The sequence below is a fragment of the Gottschalkiaceae bacterium SANA genome (assembly GCA_036323355.1).
Lineage (GTDB): Bacteria > Bacillota > Clostridia > Tissierellales > GPF-1 > GPF-1.
This window is the reverse complement of the sequence record AP028876.1, coordinates 2,555,054-2,574,465: the sequence shown is the minus strand read 5'-3', so window position 1 is coordinate 2,574,465 and position 19,412 is coordinate 2,555,054. Positions and strand designations below refer to the sequence as shown.

Sequence of the window (19,412 nt, the reverse complement as noted above, 5' to 3'; positions counted from 1 at the left end):
TTTATGGTTTGTCTAAAAAACGTTCGCCGACCTTGTTAATATCGCCAGCACCTACTGTGACGATCCAGTCACCGGGCTGGACATTTTCTTTTAAATAGGCGATCATGCGATCGCGGGTACCGAGGTATCGACAATCGGTTCCGTTCTCAACGATCGCTTGTGTTAAATCACGGGCATGAACCAGTCCTGTATCTTTTTCACGAGCTGGATAGATATCGTCCATCAGAACCAGGTCCGCATCATAGAAACATTGAGAGAATTCACGAAAGAGCTTATGGGTGCGGGTAAAGGTATGAGATTGAAAAACACAAAACAGTCGTCCTTGTACCCGGGGTCGAATGGCGGATAAGGCAGCTTGAATTGCTGTTGGATGATGGGCGTAATCGTCATATACGATGATGCCGTTTTGCTCACCCTTCTTTTCCATACGGCGATGAACACCGGTAAATGTGGCTAAAGCATGTTGAATATGGGAAAACTCAATGCCAATGGAGTCTGCTAGGGCGATTGCTGCCAGGGCATTTTCCAGGTTGTGATTGCCAGGCAGCGACAGATCGATCAATCCTAAGTTTCTTCCTTGTTTCATCAAGTTGAAGGTCCAGCCCATTGTGGTGTGTTTGGCATTTGCCGGATAATAATCTCCGGATTCGTCCAGAGAAAAGCTAAAGATTCTAGCATCCAGGTCCTTAAATATCGCTAGCAAATCATGGTGTGTAACCAAGGTGCCTTTATCAGGCAGGATATTCGCAAAGCGTAAAAATGCAGATTCGATATGGTTTAAATCTTTAAAATAATCGAGATGATCGGCATCAATATTGAGAATCGCGGTATGAGTCGGTTGGAGTTCAAGGAAGTTTTCCTTATACTCGCAGGCTTCAGTCACAAAAATACGATCCCCTGTGATGGATAGATTGCCACCCATTACATCGGTATTGCCACCGTTAAGGATGGTGGATTCAGTTTTCGCTTCTAGAAGGATCGCGGCAAGAATGCCGGTCGTGGTTGTTTTTCCGTGGGTGCCGGAAATAGCGATAGAGATTTCATGATCCTCCATTAATGCGCCTAATAGGCTTGCACGCTTATGTTGAGGTATTTTCAACCGAGCTGCTTCCTGCCGTTCGGGATTATCTGGGTGAATGGCAGAGGTATAAACGATTTGATCCGCGCCATGAACCCATTCTTTCTGGTGACCTTGATGGATGGTTGCACCCAAAGATTCTAGATGTTCAGTCAGGGGAGAGGCGTTGCGGTCGGATCCTGTGATGCGGTAACCGCGCCGAAGGAGTATCTCAGCCAAAGCACTCATACTGATCCCTCCGATCCCGATAAAGTGAATCGTTTGATTTTGATTTTTCCAATTGATGTTCAAAGGGAGCCTCCTATTTTTGAATGCTTTTATTATATCATAAAAAAATCCAAATGATTTTCTAGAAAACATCTTGTAAAAACATGTATATGCGAATAAAATAGTATATAATGAAACAAATTGTTCGTGTTTGAAAGGGGTTTTTATGGAGAAATTTAAACGCAGTGAGCGAGTAGCCGCTATTTTTTCAATACTGGTTGAACATCCCAACCAGTTATTCACATACCAGGCATTTGAGGAACGTTTTGCTGCTTCGAAGACGACGATTAGTGAAGATGTCGCGATTCTACGTCAATTGGTCAAGCGATTGGATTCAGGAGAAATTGTGACGCAATCCGGCGCAGCGGGCGGGGTTTTGTTTCAGCCTCATTTAAATCGGGGAGAAACAGTGAGTTTCTTGACTCGAATTGGCAAGCGAATTATGGAGAAGGAACGGCTAATAGCCGGCGGATTTATTTATATGACGGATCTGTTGAACCATCCAGATACGGTATTTACCATTGGCAAGATCTTCGCGGATCGTTATGCCGAAAAAAAGATTGATTATGTGGTCACGGTGGAAACCAAGGGCATTCCCGTTGCTTTGGCGACAGCACGCGTTTTAAATGTACCCATGGTAACCGTTCGGAAAAACATCAAGGTGACGGAAGGAACCACGGTCAATATTAATTATCGTAGTGGATCGACCGGACAGATTCAGACCATGTCTTTATCGAAGCGAGCGATTCCTGCAGGTGCTCATGTGCTTTTGGTTGATGATTTTATGCGCGGAGGCGGAACCTTGCGTGGCATGATTGAAATGGTTCGGGAGTTTGAGGCAGTTGTAGAAGGGATTGGGGTCTTGGTTGCGACGGAAGAACCGGATCGGAAATTGGTTCAGGATTACTACGCCATGTTTAAATTGGTCTCGGTCGATGAGCAAACTGGAGAGGTTGTTATTCATCCCAATCTCGATTAAATACTTGTCGCCGTCAAAACACGGCAAGGAAATGTAGACTGAATAAAGATGCAAATAAGAGATTTCCATAGTGTAGACATGGGCATGCCCCTTCAACCTTGATGAGGATGCCAGGTGTTTTGCTATGGTTTTTTTGTTATTCAATGGATTTTTTGATGAATTGAAAAAATATTTCGAAAACTTTTTTCAAAAAAAAGGGTTTTCCTTTCCAAAAGGAGTATATATATAATGGACTATCATACAATATGCATTCAATCTTGGCGGAAGGAGCTGTAAAATGGAAGTAACAGACGTAAGAGTAAGAAAGATCAACACTGATGGGAAAATGAAGGCAATAGTATCGGTAACCTTTGACGATGCCTTCGTGGTACACGACATTAAGATCATCGAGGGGCAAAATGGACTTTTTATTGCGATGCCGTCCAGAAGAATGCCTGATGGTGAATTTCGCGATATTGCGCATCCAATTAATTCGGATACGCGCGCGACAATCCAGGATATTGTTTTTACTGAATATGAAAGATCCATGCAGGAAGCTGAAACGATTGAATAAAGCAGAAAAGGACCGTTCACGGTCCTTTTTTTGTGTTAGAATATAATAGTTGAAAGGATTGAAAACTCTGGTATAATGGTGTAGGTTGTGAGGTGACGGATAATGATTAAAGCAATGATTCTTGCCGCGGGGCAAGGCACTCGAATGAAATCGCAAATTCCGAAAGTAATGCATAAGATCTGTGGAGAATCTCTGATGGAATGGGTTGCGCGGGCGGCAAGTGACGCTGGCAGCGACGAAACCATTGTCATCGTGGGCCATGGAAAAAATGAGATTTGTTCTGCCTATGAGCAGAAGGGATGGCATTTTGCTGACCAGCCCATCGAAGATGGAGCTCCCTATGGAACCGGATATGCGGCCATGCAAGGGATGAAGTTTATTGATGACGAAGACGAGGTCTTTATTCTGACAGGGGATACCCCTTTGATTGAAGGCGCTGACTTGACTGCCCTTCTACAGAAGCATCGGAACAGTAAAGCGGTAGCGACAGTCTTGAGCGCGAAGATGGAGGATCCGACGGGATATGGTCGAATCTTACATGATACAAAAGGTGTTGTTGGGATCGTGGAGCAAAAGGATGCAACGGCAGAGGAACGCTTGATTCAAGAAATTAACTCAGGAATTTTCTGCTTTCAAGGGAAAGCATTAAAGATCGCCCTTGCTGGTTTGACAACCGAGAATGCGCAAGGCGAATATTATTTAACAGACAGTTTGCAAATCCTTAGAGAGTTGGGCCAACAGGTTGAGTCCTATTGTATGAAAGACGCTGATCATATCCGAGGGATTAATTCCCGGGTGCAATTGGCGGAGGCGACAAAGATTCGACAGCAATGGATTAACACACATTGGATGGAAGAAGGGGTGACCCTGATTGATCCGGCAAGCACCTATATCGATGTGGATGTATCCATCGGACAGGACACGCTGATCGAAGCAAATGTGCAATTGAAAGGGAAGACTGTGATTGGGAGCAATGTTGAAATTGGCTCCATGTCCAAAATTGTCGACAGTGTAATTGGAGATGCAGTCACTATCGATTCATCGAAAATTCTGGAAAGTACGGTTGGTCGGAAGACGACCATCGGCCCCTACGCGTATTTGCGTCCAAAGAGTCAAATTGGAGAGGGTTGCAGAATCGGAGATTTTGTAGAAGTAAAAAATGCTGTAATCGGCAATGGCTCAAAGGCTAGTCATCTTTCTTATGTAGGAGATGCAATTGTTGGAGAACGGGTGAATATAGGTTGTGGCGTCGTATTTGTAAACTACGACGGTAAAAAGAAATCTCAATCCATTGTGGAGGATGATGCTTTTATTGGATCCAATGCGAATTTGGTGGCACCGGTGCATGTGAAGAAAAAGGGTTTTGTTGCAGCGGGATCAACCATTACGCGGGATGTAGAAGAAGGTGATTTATCCATTGCGAGAGCGAAGCAGGTAAATAAAGCTGGATGGGCGGAGCGTTTCTTTAATAAATAGGTTAATTTTAGGAGGAGTACCATGCATTCTGAGCAAAGTCGTATCAAGGTTTTTACAGGTAATGCAAATCCTGAACTCGCGCAGGCAATCTGCAATGAGTTGGGTATTTCATTGGGCCGTTGCAGTGTGGATCGATTCAGTGATGGAGAAATTTCTGTCAGCATTCCAGAGACTGTACGCGGAAATGACGTGTACTTGATTCAATCGACATGTCCACCGGTGAATGAGAACTTGATGGAAGTGTTGATACTGATTGACGCATTCAAACGAGCGTCAGCGGGAAGAATCAATGCGGTAATTCCATACTACGGGTATGCGAGACAAGATCGAAAGGCGAAGGCTAGAGATCCAATCTCTGCAAAACTGATTGCGAATCTTCTTCAAGCGGCGGGTGCCGACCGCGTGGTAGCGATGGACTTGCATGCATCACAATTGCAAGGATTTTTCGATATCCCAGTGGATCATTTGAAGGCAATCAACCTATTGGGCGAATACTACAAAGCCAAAGAGGGCTTGAACAAAGACAATACCATCGTTCTTTCTCCTGATATCGGTGGAGTGAAGCGGGCAAGAAACTTAGGTGCCATTTTGGACCTTCCAATCGCAATTATTGAAAAACGTCGTCCTAAGGCAAATGTGGCGGAAGTCATGAATGTTATTGGTGATATCGAAGGCAAGCATGTTATTATTATTGATGATATGATCGATACAGCGGGTTCTTTGGTAAAAGCGGCTGAGGTTGCCAAGCAATTCGGTTCACTGGATGTCTATGCAAGCTGTACCCACGGCATTCTGTCGGGACCAGCAATTGAACGAATCAAGAATTCTCCGATTCTAGAGGTCTTGATTACGGATACAATTCCTCTTCCAGCGGAAAAACAGATCGATAAAATCAAGATCATGCCGGTTGCAGAATTGCTAGCAGAATCCATTCGCAGAATTCACGGAAACCGTTCCATCAGTGTATTGTTTGACTAGAAAGAAGACCCCCGATGATTTCGGGGGTTTTTTAAGAGGTGTAGAATGTATGTTATTATAGGATTGGGAAATCCGGGAAAAAAATATGAAAAAACAAGACATAATGTTGGTTTTCGGGTGATCGACCGATTGGCGAAAGACTGGGGCGTCTCTGTGAAGAAGGTGCAGTTTCAATCCCTTTCGGGAGAAGTTTTTCGAGGTGGAGAGAAGATTGTTTTGATCAAACCGCAGACCTTTATGAATGAAAGTGGCCGAGCTGTGGTTGAATTGCAGCGTTATTTTCAAGTGCCACCAGAGAATATGATTGTGATTTATGACGATATCGATTTCGAGGTTGGCATCCTCAAGGTTAGAAAACGGGGTAGCGGCGGTAGTCATAACGGCATGAAATCCGTGATTTTTCAATTACAGACCGATGTTTTTCCTCGGGTCCGTATTGGAATTGGAAAGCAACCGACCTATATGGATCTTGCCAACTATGTATTGAGCGGATTCAGTGCACAAGAAGAAAAGACCTTGGACCATGTGTTGAAGGCGGCTTGTCATGCCGTTGAAATGATTGTCGAAAAGGGTGTGGAGCAATCCATGAATCAAACCAATCACTTGAACTTTCAGTAAGGAGAGAGCCATGCAGGGACTATGGGGAAAAATTACAGAACAGACAAAAGCATATGCTGACATCACCCATGCCATTGATAATGGCTCCTTTCCGATTTCCTTGCATGGATTGTCGGAGGAGGCTTTATTTCAACTCTTTGCCCGATATGCTGATGAGTGTCAAGTGGTTCTGGTTTTTTCCCAGGACCATCAAGCGCGGGCGGCGAGGACCATGATTCAAAGTTTTGTGACGGGAATTGTGCATTATTTTCCGGCACGTCCAACTTATTTTTATGATATTGAAGCATTCAGTCACGAGAATATGAATCAACGGCTTCGTACCTTGCATCATTTGCAGCGGGGAAGCAAGGGCATCTATGTAACCTGTACGGAAGCAATGATGAATCCCATGCTGCCCAAGAAACAATACGGGGAGTTGCGGCTGGTCGTAGGTCAGATGATTGAACCGCAGAAAGTCATTGAATCTTTGGTAAAATTAGGGTATCGGCGAGAAACGATGATCGAAGGTCCTGGCCAGTTTAGCGCTCGGGGCGGGATTATTGATTGTTTTCCGTCGGATGCGGAAGACCCGTTACGGTTGGAGTTTTTCGACATTGAAATCGATTCAATTCGAAGTTTTGACTTGGGAACTCAACGGTCCTTTGAAAATAGCCAGGAAGCTTTGATTCCGGCGGCTGTAGAATTTATCTTGACCCAGGATCAAAGACAGCGGGTTGCCGTGGGGATCGAAAAGGACTTGGCCGAAACAACCAAAAAAGAAAAGCACGGAGCAGAGCGAACCAAGCGGGTGGAAAAGTTTGAGAAGGTGATCCACCAGATCGAAAGCGATTTGCCCCTTCCCAGTGCGGCCCTTTGCTACCCTTATTTAGAGGAGTCAGAAAGTTTGCTGAACTGGTTGCAGGCCGATGCGGTCCTTGTGTTAGAGGAACCGGATCGAATTTTGGAAGCTGGACGGGATCAGCAGCATCAATTCCACCATCGATTGGAGGAGTTGCATCTTGCCGGCGAGACTTTGTCCCGCCATGCGGAGGCACTATTGCCTTTCGAACAATTGCCCCTGGAAAATCGTCGACTGATCACCTCGACTCGATTGTTGAAAAACAGTCGATTCTTTGCGCCCAAGGCACTGGTGCAAGTACGGACAAAAGCCAATCCGGTTTTTCATCGTAAATTTGAGCTTTTAGCCCAAGAGACAAAGCGGCTTTTGGCGCGAGATGGCACCGTGGTCTTTTTTACGGGGAGTACGGAAAGAGCGCTTGCTTTAAAACAGTATTTGGAAGAGGCGCGGATTCCCGTTCTATCTGACTTTCAAACGCAGCCGGGATTTGTTACCATAAGCAAGGAATCCTTGAATCAGGGATTTGAGTATATTGATGAGAAAATATTTCTCTTTGGTGAAGCTGAAGTTTATGGCGGAAGCAAACGCAAACGTCGGAAACGAGAAAAAGAGAAAAGTCGTCGAATTGAAACCTTTATGGATTTAAAGGTGGGCGATTATGTCGTTCATGAGGAATTTGGAATCGGTCAATACCAAGGCATTGAACAAAAGGTGATTTTGGGAATCAAACGGGATTATTTGATTGTGCAGTATCGAGGTACAGATCGTCTTTATGTACCTGTGGATCAAATGCAAATTCTTCAAAAGTTCATTGGTGGAGATGCGGGGTCACCGCGGCTTAACAAGATGGGTTCGGACGATTGGAAACGGACCAAACAAACGGCTAGGAAGGCCATTGAGATTATGGCTCGAGAATTGCTGGAGCACTACGCCAAGCGGGAATCGGTGAAGGGATATGCCTTCAGCGATGACAACGAATGGCAGCGCCAGTTCGAGGATCTCTTTCCCTACGAAGAAACCCAGGATCAATTGCAATGTATAGAGGAAATTAAGTCCGACATGCAAAAACCAAGCCCAATGGATCGCCTGCTTTGCGGCGATGTTGGCTATGGGAAAACAGAGGTTGCTTTGCGGGCTGCTTTCAAGGCTGTTCTTGATGGAAAACAGGTGGCTATTTTGGTGCCGACCACCATTTTGGCACAGCAGCACTATAACACCTTTCTTTCTCGTTTTCAGGAATTTCCAGTAAAAGTGGAGATGCTGAGTCGATTCCGTACGGCCAAGCAGCAGCAGTCGATTTTTCGGGATGTGAAGGCTGGAAATATTGATGTGATTGTTGGTACCCATCGAATTCTCTCAAAAAATTTGCAATATAAGGATCTGGGTCTTTTGATTGTGGATGAGGAACAACGATTCGGGGTTCGTCACAAAGAGGCCATGAAAATGATGAAGGCTTCAGTAGATGTACTGACCTTGTCAGCGACGCCTATTCCCAGGACCTTGCATATGTCTATGATTGGGGTGCGTGATCTCTCTGTGATCGATGAGCCACCAGAAGAGCGACTGCCGGTACAGACCTTTGTTGTCGAGTACCAAGAGGAACTGGTGCGTGATGCGATACGACGCGAATTGGAGCGGGAAGGTCAGGTGTACTTTGTCTTCAACCGCGTGAAAGGAATTCGGTCCATGCAGGGGAAACTGCAAAAATTGATTCCGGAAGCGAGGATCGCCGTCGCCCATGGGCAGATGGGGGAACGGGAACTGGAAGCCGTGATGGTTGCCTTTTTAGACGGAGAAATCGATGTCTTGATCAGCACCACAATTATTGAAACCGGTATGGATATTCCTAATGTCAATACCATGATTATCTTCGACGCCGATCGATTGGGGCTTTCTCAATTGTATCAATTGCGGGGACGGATTGGCCGTTCCAATCGGCTTGCCTTTGCCTATTTCACTTTTCAAAAGAATAAGGTTTTGTCCGAGGTAGCGGAGAAACGATTGAAAGCAATTCGGGAGTTCACGGAATTCGGAGCGGGCTTCAAGATTGCCATGCGGGATTTGGAAATCCGAGGTGCGGGAAATTTGTTGGGGGCTGAACAACATGGTCATATGGCTTCCATTGGATATGATCTCTATGTGAAGTATTTGGAGCAGGCAGTGAGCCTTTATACGGGAAGTTTGGAATTGGGATCAGAAGAAAGCGAATCCAAACTGGAATTGCAGGTGGACGCCTACATTCCTGATGAATATATTCAGGATGCGGAGCAGAAAATTCGAATGTACAAACGCATAGCGACGATTGAGTCAACGGCGGATTATTCCGAGATTTTAGATGAACTGATTGATCGATTCGGTGAACCGCCAGCAGCATTAATTAATCTGATGCGGATTGCCAAGGTGCGTGCGGGTGCAAAGCACGCGGGATTCTCTACAATTTCTCATACCAAGAAGGGTGTTGTGATGAATTTTGCCAAGGCTTTGTCCTTTACGCCGGAACTGGGCAAGATGTTGATGGATCATTATGCACGCATGGTAGATTTTGACTTATCGACGGAATTTCCAAAGATCTTTTTACTCAAGCGAGACTGTACAGCCGAGGAAGCTTTACTTCTAATGGAAGAAGCTGTGGGGATGATCTGTGAATTTTTTAAGAATTGATGAAAAAGCTAACCGCAAGTAGGGTCGGATTTGGTATAATAGCAAAGTATCAGTATAAGGAGGAGACAGGATGAAAAAGAGAGTAGTAGCGATATTCATGGTGATTCTGATGGTCGTACCAGGTGTGTTGGCGGCATGTTCAGCAGCACAAGAAGGACAATCAGCACCAGAAACAGAAGCAGTGACGAATGTGGCAACAATTAATGGCGTTGATCTGCCATTGGGGGAATTTGAAAGCTTCTTTGCCTTTAATAAAAAATATGTAGAAGTGATCGGTTACATTACACCAGAGATGTGGACAGAGGATGCTGGCAACGGCATGACTTATGAACGTCAATATTTGGACTCTATGGTTGCGCAATACGTTCAGCAAAAGACCTTGGAACTATCGGCCTTGGATATGGGAATTTCCGTAACCGATGAAGAGGTACAGGCGGAACTTGATTCGATTAAAGCCGATGAGGAATTAAAAGCCAATTACGAAGAGTTCTTAACCAATACTGGAATCGATGAAGTTTATTACCAGGAATTGTTGAAGCAACAATTATTGATTGAGAAATACGATACACAATTGCGTAGTGAAGTAGAGATTGCTGATGTGGATGTTCAGGCTTTTTATGACGCCAATGCAGCAAGCTACGAACAAGTTTGGGCACGTCATATTCTTGTTGAGTCTCAAGAGGAAGCGGACGCAATTTATGAGCGAGCTGTAGCAGGGGAAGACTTTGCAACCTTGGCTAAAGAAAATTCAATTGGACCAAGCGCTGAAACTGGCGGAGACTTGGGCTATTTTTCTCGGGGACAAATGGTGCCTGAATTTGAACTGGCTGCTTTCAGTACAGAGGCTGGAGAAATTTCAGCTCCTGTATCCACACAATTTGGCTGGCATGTAATCAAGGTGGAAGATCGATTAGATCCAAGCTTTGAAGAATATCAGGATCAAATTAAGACACAATTGGCTGGTGAGAATATTTCGGCAAGTATTTCGAAAATTATTGAGGCAGCTGAAGTGACAACATACCCAATCTATGATGTGCTTCTAGGCGAGGGTGCCGGCATCCTTGAAACTGCAACAGAAGAAACTGCAACAGAAGAAACGGAAGAATCAACACAAGAATAGGTGAATGATAAAAAAACATCCTTCGGGATGTTTTTCTTTTTTCTGGAATCCAGTATACTGAGAAAAGGAGGGATTTTATGAATACGATTACGATAGTGGGTCTAGGGCCTGGACGGATCGATGATATGACTGTTGCTGCATATCGCGCTTTGTTTGAAACAGAGGGCAAGAAGTTTTTTCGCACGCTTAAGCATCCAGTTGCCGAGGCGGCAGTGGAGGCTGGAGTCATATTGACGAGTTTCGACAACTTCTATGAAGAGTTGGATTCCTTGGCAGAAGTCGAGGATAAAATCTATCAAAAGCTCCTAGAAGAAGGACAAAAACAAGAAAATCTCTTTTACTTTGTTCTAGGACATCCAATTTTTGGTGAAAACGTCGTGAAAATGTTGACTTCATCGGATTTGAAGGATAAAATAAGGATAGAATTTCTTGGTGGAATCAGCCAGATTGATGCTGCAATGACCGTAATTGCACAAGATTTTTCAGAAGGATGTCAAATTATTGAAGCTTCGCAATTTGATTCTCGAATGATTGATTTCCAACAAGGGATCCTGATCACCAATATTGACGATGAAGGATTGTTGTCAGAGCTTGGCGTTCAGCTGACGGAAAGTTATGGCGATGAACAAGAAGTGTTGGTGATTGATCATCCCATGGATCCATCAGAGAAGGTTCAACGTATTTCTTTGATGAACCTTTATCAAGTGAAGTGTTCTCATTTAACATCGGTGTATGTGCCGAAGGTTGTGGATCAAACACGCTTTGGTTTTCGAGACCTGATTGCCATAATTGAGCGATTGAGAAGTCCGGGCGGTTGCCCATGGGATCGGGAACAAACCCATGAATCTTTGAGAGCTAATTTGCTAGAAGAAGCCTATGAGGTGATCGAAGCAATTAACCAACAAGATGATACGAATCTAGAAGAAGAACTAGGAGACGTATTGTTGCAGATTGTATTTCACGGCTTGATTGCGGAAGAAGACGGTTTTTTTACCCTTTTGGACATAACGACCGGAATCTGCGAGAAAATGATTCGACGTCATCCGCATGTTTTCGCGGGGGAATCGATTCAAACTACGGATGGTGTTCTCAAGCGCTGGGAAGAGATCAAAGCAGACGAAAAGTCGCAACGGGTTCAATCACAGCGAATGAAAGAATTGCCTGAAGCTTTGCCAATGCTTGTTCGGAGTCGAAAGGTTCAGAAAAAGGCGGCGGAGATTGGTTTTGATTGGCCGGATGCTCAGGGTCCCATGCAAAAATTGCAGGAGGAACTTGAAGAATTCCAAGAGGCTCTTCGATTGAATCAAACCGATGAAATGGAGATGGAATTTGGCGATTTGCTCTTTGCGATTGTCAACGTTTCACGTTTTTACAAGATCCATCCCGAGCTTGCGCTGAAACGGGCTACGGATAAGTTTATTCGTCGATTCAGCTGGATGGAGAACGAAGCGGAAAAAAGAGGCTTAGAAATGGAAACTCTGGGTTTGGAAGCCTTGGATGCGCTTTGGGATAAATGCAAGCAGGAAGAGTAATGATTCAGTTTTACTGATTCATATAAAGTTGAGGAGGGGTTTATCGATGAACAAGGCACAACTCATTGCTAAAATGGCAGACAAATGTGGTTTAAGCAAAAAAGATTCAGAAGCAGCTTTGAATGCATTCATTGAGAGCGTAGAGGAAGCGTTAATTGCGGAAGAAAAAGTTCAATTGGTTGGATTTGGTACATTCGAAGTTCGTGAGCGTAAAGCACGTGAAGGTCGTAACCCAAGGAACCCAGCGGAATCGATTCAAATTCCTGCATCGAAAGCACCTGTTTTCAAAGTTGGTAAGACTTTGAAAGCGAAAGTAAACAAATAGTCCTTATACTTAGTAAGAAAACCAGGCTAGCCTGGTTTTTTTATTTGACTTTTATTGCAAATGTTTCGTAGAATAAAGAAGAATACAGGCAAAGGGGACAAAAAATGAGAATTGACAAATATTTAAAAAATGCACGAATTATCAAGCGGAGGACTGTAGCCAAAGAGGCTTGCGATCAGGGACGTGTTTTAGTCAATGAAAGAAAAGCGAAGCCGGGAACGGAAGTTGTACCAGGTGACCGCATTGAGTTGCGATTGGGTTCGAAGGTGTTGACTGTGGAGGTTATGCTTTGTTTGGATCATGCGACCAAGCAAACGGCCGAGACTATGTATGAGGTAATTGGTGACTGAAAGGAGACCTTTCATGCGAGGATGGATAGGAAAAAGTGTTCTTCTCCTCATCTTGGTATTGTTGTTTGGAACGGGAGTGATGACGGCTTTGGGTCGCCATCAAATTCGCATGGAAGAATTGGAAAAAATCCAGGAAGATAAGTCGAAGGAAATTATTCGAATTAAGGAAAGAATCCATATTCGTGAGGATTTACTTGGTGCAAAGAATGATCCCGAATTTGTTGAAAAGATGGCACGGTTTTATGGAATGGTACGAGACAATGAATTGATTTATAAGGATCAAGACCGAACGGAGACGGAAGATCCAATGGAAGCGCTCTTTAAAAATTGACAGAATCGCTTTCATCACCTATACTCATAGTCATACGTGGTACACACTAATAAGGAGGAGTCGCATTTTTATGCAGCTGAAAGAGAATGAGATTGTTGAAGGTGTTATAACAGGGGTCGCAAAATTCGGATTATTTATTGATGTTGGAGCACCTAAATCAGGATTGGTTCATATTTCTGAGGTATCCTATCAATACATAGAGGAATTGTCTGGCTTGTATAAAGTGGGTGACAAAGTCAAGGTAAAAGTATTAACCATTGGCAATGACGGGAAGATTAGTTTGTCGATTCGACAAACTGAAAAGCGACCGGAGCGGAAACCTAGTGAAGGAAGACCATCGGCTAAGCCGACAGGCAGGCCGAACGGAAAACCGTCAGGAGAACGTAATTTTAGTAGAAAACCACAGGGAAAGAAACCATTTCCCCCTCGAAATCGTGAGTATAAACCTGCGACTTTTGAAGATAAATTAGAAGCTTACCTTAAAGACAGCAATGAGCGAAATGAATTTAAAAAGAAACCTACGCGAACAAAGCGTGGGTATCAAACTCGTGATTAAAACCGGATATTTTTCCGGTTTTTTCCATTTGTATTTTGAGGTGAAAAATCATGATGAAAAAAGCAAGCCAAACCATTCAATGGATTCAAAATCAAATTAAGGAAGATCAATGCGCCATTGTCGCTTTATCTGGAGGACCGGATTCTGCACTTCTGCTGGAGTTGACCTGTATGGCCGCTGCAGGGGGTGGATTTCCGGTACTTGCTGCACATCTGAATCATGGATTGAGAGATGAGGCCAATCAGGAAGAGGAAGCCTTACGCATCTTATGCCAAGCGCGAAAGATTCCTTTTTATTCAAAGCGAGTGGCGTGTGCGGCCTTTGCGGCAGAACATCACTTAACTCTTGAGGAAGCGGGACGGAATTTGCGATATGAGTTTTTTGCCTCAATCCGTAAGGAAAATCCTGGTTGGATTTTGACAGGCCATCATCGGAACGATCAGGTGGAAACCATTTTGTTTCATCTGTTTCGCGGTGCGGGTGCTCGGGGATTGCGCGGTATTCCAGCGATTGAAGCACCGGTTTTGCGTCCTTTGCATGAGTGGAAACGAGAGGAAATCCTTGCGGCATGCCGGGAAAAGAACATTGCCTATTTTATTGACAAGACCAATGAATCCACAGTATATACGCGTAATTGGATTCGGCATGAACTGATTCCCCTGCTCGAAAATCGCTTTGACCAAGGGGTGGTTGACCGGATTGTACAGACCAGTGAGCTCATTGCCCAGGATGATGACTACCTGCAGTTTATGGCTCAACAGGCCTTTACCCAAGCCGTAGTTTTTGAGGCAGGTGGCATTGCTTTAAATCGTGATTTGCTTAAATCCATGGAATTGCCGATCCTTTCCCGTGTGCTTTTTCTTGCATTGGAAAAGCAATTTGGTAGTCGAAAAGATGTAACAAGTAGTCAGATCCAGCAGGCAATCAAGTTGATTCGCCAAGGACAGACGGGAAACCTATTTCAATTTTCAATGAATCGAGGCTTTTTGATTGGAAGTCAAGCGATTTATTGGGGCGTGGGAGAAAAGGAACAACCCTTTTCAATTTCCTTATGTGTTCCAGGCGAAACCCGAGTACCGGGGGGAATTGTCTATGCGGAGTGGGAAAAAAATGCACAAGAAGCTTCAGATCCATTTACCATTGAAATCGATTATGATAAAATAAAGAGCAGCTTATTTTGGCGGACAAGGCAGTCGGGGGACTGGTTTTTCTTGCCACAAAAACAGGGCAGAAAAAAGTTGAAGCGGTTTTGGATTGATGAGAAGATCCCGCAGCATCAACGAGTATCCTGGCCATTACTGGCAGTTAACGACCAAATCTTATGGATTGCTGGTCAGAGGAAATGTGTTGAACGTCCTCAAGCGGGAGCGCGCGTGTTGCGTATCTCTTGGAGGCGTTTTGAAGGAGGACATCATGAAGAGGGATATTAAAGAGGTATTATTGTCAGAAGAAGTGTTGCAAAAAAGAGTGAGTGAGCTGGGTGCTCAAATCACTAAGGATTATCCGGATGGAGACTTGATGGTAATCTGTGTATTAAAAGGCGCCGTTCTTTTTATGAGTGATTTGGTTAAGGCGATTGATCGTCCTCTTGAGATGGACTTTATGGCAGTTTCTAGCTACGGCAACTCAACGGAATCTTCTGGAATTGTAAAAATTGTAAAAGATTTGAATTCTAGTATTGAGGGTAGAAATGTATTGATCGTAGAAGACATTATTGATAGTGGTTTGACCTTGAAGTACTTGCTTCGGATCCTTAAGGAACGCGAACCAGCTTCGTTGAAAGTCTGTGCACTTTTGGAAAGAGAAGGACAAACAACGGGTCACACTTTTGATTATACGGGATTCGTTGTAGCTGACGGATTCTTGGTGGGATATGGATTGGATTATTCAGAAAAATATCGAAATCTGCCCTATATTGGAATTTTAGACCCATCGGTCTATGAATAAAGCATAAACGCAGAATTTTCAGGAGGTGATGACAATGCCGAAGTATTTTCGAGGAGTTGGAATGTATCTGTTGGTCTTTTTAGTGATTATTTTGATCGCTTCCATGACCAGCAATCAGTTTGAAGCAGCAGAAGAATTAAGTTATAATGTCTTGTTAGAGAAAATCGAAGCGGGAGAAGTCGATGGCGATTTGGTAGCAGTAGGTGATGAGGTTCAGGGAACCTTGGTTGACGGGACCAATGTGACTGCCAGTATTCCAGATTTTGATAAAGACTATTACGATTCATTGAATTTAGAAGGTAGTGATGTGAATCTGGTGGTGCGGCAACCCCAGGGTGATCCTTTATGGTTGACGATTTTGTCTCCACTTTTGATGGTCGGTTTTTTCGCGGTAATTTGGTATCTTTTTATGCGTCAATCTCAGGGTGGCGGTGGAAAAGGTGCCATGAATTTTGGCAAGTCTAAGGCACGTATGGTTGAATCGGGTTCTACCAATGTGAGTTTTGCCGATGTGGCAGGTTTGGAAGAAGAAAAGGAAGAATTGGCGGAAATTGTTGATTTCCTTAGTCATCCAAAGCGATATATTCAATTGGGTGCCCGCATTCCAAAAGGGATATTAATGATTGGTCCTCCGGGAACGGGGAAAACCTATCTTTCAAAAGCGGTAGCTGGAGAAGCTGGCGTTCCATTTTTTAGCATCAGTGGGTCCGATTTTGTCGAAATGTTTGTCGGGGTGGGTGCTTCACGTGTTCGTGATCTCTTCGAGCAAGCAAAGAAAAATTCTCCATGTATTATCTTTATTGATGAAATTGATGCAGTTGGACGCCGTCGTGGCGCCGGTGTTGGTGGTGGTCACGATGAACGTGAGCAAACCCTAAATCAATTATTGGTAGAAATGGATGGATTTGGTGTGAATGAAGGCGTGATTGTTATGGCAGCAACAAATCGTCCGGATATTTTAGATCCTGCTATTCTCCGCCCAGGTCGCTTTGACCGTCAGGTGCGGGTAGGTATTCCAGACATCAAGGGACGAGAGGCAATTTTAAAAGTTCATTGCCGTAACAAACCGATGCACAAGGATATCAACTTGAAAACATTGGCCAAGCGAACCATTGGTTTTACACCGGCTGATTTAGAGAATCTCTTAAATGAAGCGGCGCTCCTTTCAGCGCGTGAAAACCTGCTAGAGATTCCCATGCGAGTTGCCGAGGAAGCCATTACCAAAGTAATTGCTGGTCCGGAGAAAAAGAGCCATGTTCGATCTGCGGAAGAAAATCGACTGGTGGCCTTCCATGAAGCGGGTCATGCCGTTGTTAGTCAATATCTCTCTCATGTAGACAAGGTGCATATGGTTACGATTATGCCGCGTGGAAGCGCAGGTGGATTTACCATGCATTTACCAGACAAGGACAAGCGATTTATTTCCAAGCGAGATATGGAAGAGCAATTGGTGGTCTTATTGGGTGGACGTGTTGCGGAAGAACTGGTCTTGGACGATATCTCCACGGGTGCTTCAAATGATATTGAACGTGTAACCGCTACGGCAAGAGCCATGGTCACTCATTATGGAATGAATGATGAAATGGGTCCAATGACTTACGGTAAAGAATCCAATGAAGTCTTTTTGGGGCGTGATATCGCAAGGTCTCAAGACTATAGTGATGAAACGGCTTCAAAGATTGATAAAGAAATGCGTCAAATTGTTGATGAAGCCTATCGTATATGCCGTCAATTGCTGACGGATCATATGGATAAGGTTCATGCGGTTGCAGATCTGCTTCTCGAGAAGGAAACCATAACGGCCGACGAGTTCAGTGCAATTTTCAACGAAGGGGAAGCCCTACCTGTTGCGAGTGCGACGGAGGCCAAACCAGAGAAGAAAGAACTGAAAGTAGAAGGTTCAAATCAGGATCCAATCGGGGATCCAGCCTTTACAACTGCAATGGAAATTGATGAAGAATAGGAAGAATGAGACACCCTAGGCGACAGCTTAGGGTGTTTTCTTGCAATTATTCATTCATAAATTATGATGTTTTCGTAAAAAATCAAAAATACTGCAATAAAACTTGCATATGACATCGTTTTCTTGTAGGCTAGAGGTGAATATCGCACTAAGCGGGAGGAAGAGAATGGAGAATTGGAAGAAACAGGTGCAAACCGAACGGGAACGATGGGAAGACACTACCGTTAAGAAAGTAACAGATCGCTTTCCAGAGCGAAAAGAAAGCTTTGTAACTGGATCCAGAGAACCGGTGGAACGACTTTACACACCCATGGATGGAGAGGATCAATATCTAGAGGAGATTGGCTTTCCTGGCCAGTACCCGTTTACGCGAGGGGTGCAGCCGACTATGTATCGGGGTCGATTGTGGACCATGCGCATGTACGCTGGTTTTGCAACGGCAGAGGAATCCAATGCAAGATACAAGTACCTGGTTTCTCAAGGTTCTTCAGGATTGTCTGTTGCCTTTGACCTGCCGACGCAGATTGGATATGATTCCGATCATCCATTAGCGGCTGGCGAAGTTGGCAAGGTGGGTGTTGCCATTGATTCTCTTGCTGATATGGAACGACTTTTTGATGGAATCCCATTGAATCGTGTGAGTACATCCATGACCATTAACGCGCCAGCAGCGGTTCTTCTTGCCATGTATATCGCAGTGGCCGAAAAGCAAGGCGTTTCAGCGGATCAATTGCGGGGAACCATTCAAAATGATATCTTGAAAGAATATATCGCCCGGGGAACATATATCTATCCAACGGAACCCTCTATGCGACTGATTACAGATATTTTTGCATACTGTTCTAAAGAGGTGCCAAAATGGAATACCATCAGCATCTCGGGTTATCATATTCGAGAGGCCGGTTCAACGGCGGCACAAGAGGTTGGCTTCACCCTGGCAGATGGAATTGCCTATGTGGAATCGGCCCTTCAAGCGGGACTGGATATTGATGAATTTGCACCAAGATTATCCTTTTTCTTTAATGCGCACAATGATTTATTGGAAGAAGTTTCCAAGTATCGTGCGGCTCGAAGAATGTGGGCAAAGATTATGAAAGAGCGATTTGGTGCAAAAAATCCAAAATCTATGATGATGAAATTTCATACACAGACCGGGGGATCGACCTTAACGGCACAGCAACCGGATAATAATATTGTTCGGGTGACAATTCAAACCTTAGCCGCAATTCTGGGGGGGACCCAGAGTCTGCATACCAATTCTCGCGATGAAGCCTTGGCGCTTCCAACGGAAGATTCGGTGCGCATTGCCCTGAGAACGCAACAAATTGTTGCTCATGAAAGTGGCATCACACAGACTGTTGATCCCTTGGCGGGATCCTACTATATCGAAGAAAAAACCAATCTTATAGAAAAAGAAGCCTTTGCCTTGATCGAGAAGATTGACGACTTGGGGGGAGCCCCGCGCGCCATTGATCTGGGCTTTATTCAGCAAGCTATCTCGGATGCCGCTTATGCGGCTCAAAAGGATATTGAATCCGGTGATCAGGTTGTTGTGGGCGTCAATCAATATCAGATGGAGGAAGAGGCGCCAAAGGATCTTTTGCGTGTCGATCCGGTGGTAGAGAAGCGTCAGGTTACCGCTCTTCATATTATGAAAGCAGAACGGGATCAAGCTATGGTAGAAGAAGCCTTGGCTGAATTAAAGGTAGTATGCCAGGGCACTGAAAATACCATGCCAGCTATTTTAAAGGCAGTACGAACCTATGCAACCCTTGGGGAAATTTCTGATGTAATGCGTGACGTGTTTGGCGAGTACGAACAGCACGTTCGTTTGTAGGAG

General features: G+C 44.4%; 17 protein-coding genes. 16 read left to right on the top strand and 1 reads right to left on the bottom strand.

Annotation, left to right across the window (positions count from 1 at the left end; genetic code table 11):
- Window position 1: 1 nt before the first annotated feature.
- Window positions 2–1,369 (bottom strand): UDP-N-acetylmuramate--L-alanine ligase, encoded by a 1,368-nt coding sequence (murC, locus tag AC25CA_RS12530; protein ID WP_486814168.1) that lies wholly within the window; start codon window positions 1,367–1,369, stop codon window positions 2–4.
- A 142-nt stretch (window positions 1,370–1,511) separates the two neighbouring features.
- On the opposite strand from murC, the gene purR reads away from it, so the two are divergent.
- The 16 genes from purR (at window position 1,512) to AC25CA_RS12450 (ending at window position 19,409) form a co-directional block, all read left to right on the top strand.
- A complete protein-coding gene (purR, locus tag AC25CA_RS12525; protein WP_486814167.1) occupies window positions 1,512–2,324 on the top strand; it encodes a pur operon repressor in 813 nt (270 codons plus the stop codon).
- A 277-nt stretch (window positions 2,325–2,601) separates the two neighbouring features.
- A complete protein-coding gene (gene spoVG / locus AC25CA_RS12520; protein WP_486814166.1) occupies window positions 2,602–2,877 on the top strand; it encodes a septation regulator SpoVG in 276 nt (91 codons plus the stop codon).
- Between the two features lie 102 nt (window positions 2,878–2,979).
- Window positions 2,980–4,353: a bifunctional UDP-N-acetylglucosamine diphosphorylase/glucosamine-1-phosphate N-acetyltransferase GlmU gene (glmU, locus tag AC25CA_RS12515; RefSeq protein WP_486814165.1), complete on the top strand. Its 1,374-nt coding sequence runs from the start codon at window positions 2,980–2,982 to the stop codon at window positions 4,351–4,353.
- 21 nt (window positions 4,354–4,374) lie between these two features.
- A complete protein-coding gene (locus tag AC25CA_RS12510; RefSeq protein ID WP_486814164.1) occupies window positions 4,375–5,331 on the top strand; it encodes a ribose-phosphate diphosphokinase in 957 nt (318 codons plus the stop codon).
- A gap of 45 nt (window positions 5,332–5,376) precedes the next feature.
- Window positions 5,377–5,949 carry an aminoacyl-tRNA hydrolase gene (gene pth, locus AC25CA_RS12505; protein WP_486814163.1) on the top strand — a complete coding sequence of 191 codons (573 nt, stop codon included), beginning with the start codon at window positions 5,377–5,379 and terminating at the stop codon, window positions 5,947–5,949.
- Window positions 5,950–5,959: 10 nt separating this feature from the next.
- Entirely contained in the window at window positions 5,960–9,448 is a 3,489-nt protein-coding gene (mfd, locus tag AC25CA_RS12500; protein WP_486814162.1) for a transcription-repair coupling factor, read from the top strand.
- Window positions 9,449–9,518: 70 nt separating this feature from the next.
- Window positions 9,519–10,568 (top strand): peptidylprolyl isomerase, encoded by a 1,050-nt coding sequence (locus tag AC25CA_RS12495; protein WP_486814161.1) that lies wholly within the window; start codon window positions 9,519–9,521, stop codon window positions 10,566–10,568.
- A gap of 77 nt (window positions 10,569–10,645) precedes the next feature.
- Window positions 10,646–12,100: a bifunctional methyltransferase/pyrophosphohydrolase YabN gene (yabN, locus tag AC25CA_RS12490; RefSeq protein WP_486814160.1), complete on the top strand. Its 1,455-nt coding sequence runs from the start codon at window positions 10,646–10,648 to the stop codon at window positions 12,098–12,100.
- Window positions 12,101–12,146: 46 nt separating this feature from the next.
- The gene (locus AC25CA_RS12485) at window positions 12,147–12,425 is read left to right on the top strand and encodes an HU family DNA-binding protein (RefSeq protein ID WP_486814159.1); all 279 of its coding nucleotides are present in this window, start codon (window positions 12,147–12,149) and stop codon (window positions 12,423–12,425) included.
- 104 nt (window positions 12,426–12,529) lie between these two features.
- Window positions 12,530–12,775, top strand: a complete 246-nt coding sequence (locus AC25CA_RS12480) for an RNA-binding S4 domain-containing protein (protein ID WP_486814158.1) — start codon at window positions 12,530–12,532, stop codon at window positions 12,773–12,775.
- A 13-nt stretch (window positions 12,776–12,788) separates the two neighbouring features.
- Window positions 12,789–13,106, top strand: a complete 318-nt coding sequence (locus tag AC25CA_RS12475) for a septum formation initiator family protein (RefSeq protein WP_486814157.1) — start codon at window positions 12,789–12,791, stop codon at window positions 13,104–13,106.
- Between the two features lie 70 nt (window positions 13,107–13,176).
- Window positions 13,177–13,662 carry a S1 RNA-binding domain-containing protein gene (locus AC25CA_RS12470; protein WP_486814156.1) on the top strand — a complete coding sequence of 162 codons (486 nt, stop codon included), beginning with the start codon at window positions 13,177–13,179 and terminating at the stop codon, window positions 13,660–13,662.
- Window positions 13,663–13,712: 50 nt separating this feature from the next.
- The gene (tilS, locus tag AC25CA_RS12465; RefSeq protein WP_486814155.1) at window positions 13,713–15,092 is read left to right on the top strand and encodes a tRNA lysidine(34) synthetase TilS; all 1,380 of its coding nucleotides are present in this window, start codon (window positions 13,713–13,715) and stop codon (window positions 15,090–15,092) included.
- Window positions 15,076–15,609: a hypoxanthine phosphoribosyltransferase gene (hpt, locus tag AC25CA_RS12460; RefSeq protein WP_486814154.1), complete on the top strand. Its 534-nt coding sequence runs from the start codon at window positions 15,076–15,078 to the stop codon at window positions 15,607–15,609. The genes tilS and hpt overlap by 17 nt, the downstream gene beginning before the upstream one ends.
- 34 nt (window positions 15,610–15,643) lie before the next feature.
- Complete coding sequence (ftsH, locus tag AC25CA_RS12455; protein WP_486814153.1) at window positions 15,644–17,572, top strand: ATP-dependent zinc metalloprotease FtsH; 1,929 nt, start codon at window positions 15,644–15,646, stop codon at window positions 17,570–17,572.
- A gap of 166 nt (window positions 17,573–17,738) precedes the next feature.
- The gene (locus AC25CA_RS12450) at window positions 17,739–19,409 is read left to right on the top strand and encodes an acyl-CoA mutase large subunit family protein (protein ID WP_486814152.1); all 1,671 of its coding nucleotides are present in this window, start codon (window positions 17,739–17,741) and stop codon (window positions 19,407–19,409) included.
- The last annotated feature ends 3 nt before the right edge of the window (window positions 19,410–19,412 follow it).

Excerpts from the sequence above, each read along its gene's own strand:
- purR (WP_486814167.1), top strand. The coding sequence starts at position 1,512 with ATGGAGAAATTTAAACGCAGTGAGCGAGTAGCCGCTATTTTTTCAATA.
- spoVG (WP_486814166.1), top strand. The coding sequence starts at position 2,602 with ATGGAAGTAACAGACGTAAGAGTAAGAAAGATCAACACTGATGGGAAA.
- glmU (WP_486814165.1), top strand. The coding sequence starts at position 2,980 with ATGATTAAAGCAATGATTCTTGCCGCGGGGCAAGGCACTCGAATGAAA.
- AC25CA_RS12510 (WP_486814164.1), top strand. The coding sequence starts at position 4,375 with ATGCATTCTGAGCAAAGTCGTATCAAGGTTTTTACAGGTAATGCAAAT.
- pth (WP_486814163.1), top strand. The coding sequence starts at position 5,377 with ATGTATGTTATTATAGGATTGGGAAATCCGGGAAAAAAATATGAAAAA.
- mfd (WP_486814162.1), top strand. The coding sequence starts at position 5,960 with ATGCAGGGACTATGGGGAAAAATTACAGAACAGACAAAAGCATATGCT.
- AC25CA_RS12495 (WP_486814161.1), top strand. The coding sequence starts at position 9,519 with ATGAAAAAGAGAGTAGTAGCGATATTCATGGTGATTCTGATGGTCGTA.
- yabN (WP_486814160.1), top strand. The coding sequence starts at position 10,646 with ATGAATACGATTACGATAGTGGGTCTAGGGCCTGGACGGATCGATGAT.
- AC25CA_RS12485 (WP_486814159.1), top strand. The coding sequence starts at position 12,147 with ATGAACAAGGCACAACTCATTGCTAAAATGGCAGACAAATGTGGTTTA.
- AC25CA_RS12480 (WP_486814158.1), top strand. The coding sequence starts at position 12,530 with ATGAGAATTGACAAATATTTAAAAAATGCACGAATTATCAAGCGGAGG.
- AC25CA_RS12475 (WP_486814157.1), top strand. The coding sequence starts at position 12,789 with ATGCGAGGATGGATAGGAAAAAGTGTTCTTCTCCTCATCTTGGTATTG.
- AC25CA_RS12470 (WP_486814156.1), top strand. The coding sequence starts at position 13,177 with ATGCAGCTGAAAGAGAATGAGATTGTTGAAGGTGTTATAACAGGGGTC.
- tilS (WP_486814155.1), top strand. The coding sequence starts at position 13,713 with ATGATGAAAAAAGCAAGCCAAACCATTCAATGGATTCAAAATCAAATT.
- hpt (WP_486814154.1), top strand. The coding sequence starts at position 15,076 with ATGAAGAGGGATATTAAAGAGGTATTATTGTCAGAAGAAGTGTTGCAA.
- ftsH (WP_486814153.1), top strand. The coding sequence starts at position 15,644 with ATGCCGAAGTATTTTCGAGGAGTTGGAATGTATCTGTTGGTCTTTTTA.
- AC25CA_RS12450 (WP_486814152.1), top strand. The coding sequence starts at position 17,739 with ATGGAGAATTGGAAGAAACAGGTGCAAACCGAACGGGAACGATGGGAA.